This window comes from Variovorax soli NBRC 106424 (assembly GCF_001591385.1).
Taxonomy (GTDB): Bacteria; Pseudomonadota; Gammaproteobacteria; order Burkholderiales; family Burkholderiaceae_C; genus Variovorax; species Variovorax soli.
This window is the reverse complement of record NZ_BCUU01000218.1, coordinates 1-1,877: the sequence shown is the minus strand read 5'-3', so window position 1 is coordinate 1,877 and position 1,877 is coordinate 1. Positions and strand designations below refer to the sequence as shown.

Here is a 1,877-nt window from a genome sequence, read left to right as displayed (position 1 = left end):
AGCGCGCACTGCCCGCGGCCGACGCGCAGGCCCGCGCGCAGCCGCCGGCCGCCGTTGACGCCTGGTGGACGAACTTCGGCGACCCGGTGCTCGAGCAGGTGGTGACGCAGGCGCAGCGCCAGAACCCGGGCGTGCGCATTGCTGCCATGCGCATCCTCGAATCTCGAGCGCTGCTGGGCATTGCCGGCAGTGGCCTGTACCCGCAGGTGCAGGAGGTTTCCGCCAGCGCCCCGCGCACCGGCCAGCGGCAGTCGCGCGGCGCCGACACGGCCTTCTGGAGCGCCGGCGCCGGCTTCGACATCGCCTGGGAGATGGACTTCTGGGGCAAGTACCGGCGCGGCATCGAATCGGCCGACGCCGGCTACTTCGCCAGCATCGCGCAGTACGACGATGCGCAGGTGCTGGTGGCGGCGCAGGCCGCCAGCCTGTACGGCAGCATCCGCACCACCGAGCTTCGCCTTCGCATCGCGCACGAGAACGCGGCGATCCAGAAGCGCAGCCTGGAGATCACCGAGCGCCTGTTCAAGAGCGGCAACGAATCCGAGCTCGACGTGCAGCAGGCCCGCTCGCAGTATCTGGGCACGCTGGCCGTCATTCCCGAGCTGGAGAGCGCGCTGCGCCAGACGCAGAACGCCCTGGGCGTGCTGCTGGCGCGCCCGCCCGGGCCGTTGCCCGAAATGGAGGCCGGCAAGGGCGTGATCCCGCAAGCCTCGCTCGCGCTCATCGTCGACATGCCTGCCGATCTCTTGCGGCGCCGCCCCGACGTGCGCACCGCCGAAATGCTGCTGGCGGCCCAGTCCGCGCAGATCGGCGTGAGCGAGGCGGCGCTCTATCCCTCGATCGCGCTGGGCGGCACCGTGGGCCTGTCGGCCACCTCGCTCGCCTCGTCGCCCACCACCCTGTCCTGGGGCGTGGGCCCGGCCCTGGTGTGGAATGTGTTCGACCATGGGCGCCTCTCCAACCAGGTGCTGGTGCAGGACGCGCGCTTCCAGCAGCTGAACGAGCAGTACCAGGACACGGTGCTGCGCGCCGCCCGCGAGATGGACGACTCGGCCACCGCCTTTGCCAGCAGCCGCACCCAGGTCGACATCCTGCAGGAGGCAGTGCGCGCGGCCCGTCGCTCGCTGGAGATCGCCAACGTGCAGTACCGCGAGGGCCTGATCGACTTCGAACGCGTGCTCGATTCGCAGCGCACCCTGTTCAGCCAGCAGGACCGGCTGGCGAGCACGCAAGGCAGCGTGGTGCAGAGCCTGGTGGCGCTGTACAAGGCCATGGGCGGCGGCTGGCAGGCTGGCCGCGAGCGCCCGCTGCTCGACGAGGGCACGCGCCGCGCCATGGCCGAGCGCAGCCACTGGAAGACATTGCTGGACGAACCGCTGCCGCCCCCGGATGTGCAGCCCCAGCCGGCGCAACGGAGCAATGACAAGCCATGAGCCAGGACACCGCAACCTCTTCCCCCGTGCCCGACGCGCCGCCCGCGGCCGGCAAGGGCACGCGCATCGGCGCGCTCGTGGTGGCTGCGCTCATCGTCGGCAGCCTGGTCCTCTACTTCGTGGGCGACCGGCTCACGCCCAGCACCTCGCAGGCCCGCGTGCAGGCCTTCGTGGTGCCGGTGGCGGCCGAGGTGGCGGGCAAGGTGCTGGCGGTGCACGTGCGCGACAACGACGAGGTGACGCCGGGGCAAGTGCTGCTGGACATCGACCCGGAGCCCTTCCGCATCGCGCTGCGGCGCGCGCAGGCCGACTATGAATCGGTGCGCCGTTCCGTGCAGGGCTCGGAAGCGGGCGTGGATGCGGCGCGTGCCGCGCTGGTCGCGGCCGAAGCCAACCGCGACATGGCGCAGCGCGACGCCAGCCGGCTCGAGCGCCTGCACGCCG

General features: G+C 71.9%; 2 protein-coding genes. Both read left to right on the top strand.

Going from position 1 to position 1,877, the window contains the following annotated elements; all coding sequences use genetic code 11:
- A partial coding sequence (locus VSO01S_RS26430) for an efflux transporter outer membrane subunit (RefSeq protein WP_153305463.1) occupies positions 1 to 1,433 on the top strand: 1,433 nt, incomplete at its 5' end.
- Positions 1,430 to 1,877: HlyD family secretion protein (locus tag VSO01S_RS26425; protein WP_153305462.1), on the top strand; the 448-nt coding region annotated here is incomplete at its 3' end. The genes VSO01S_RS26430 and VSO01S_RS26425, both read left to right, overlap by 4 nt.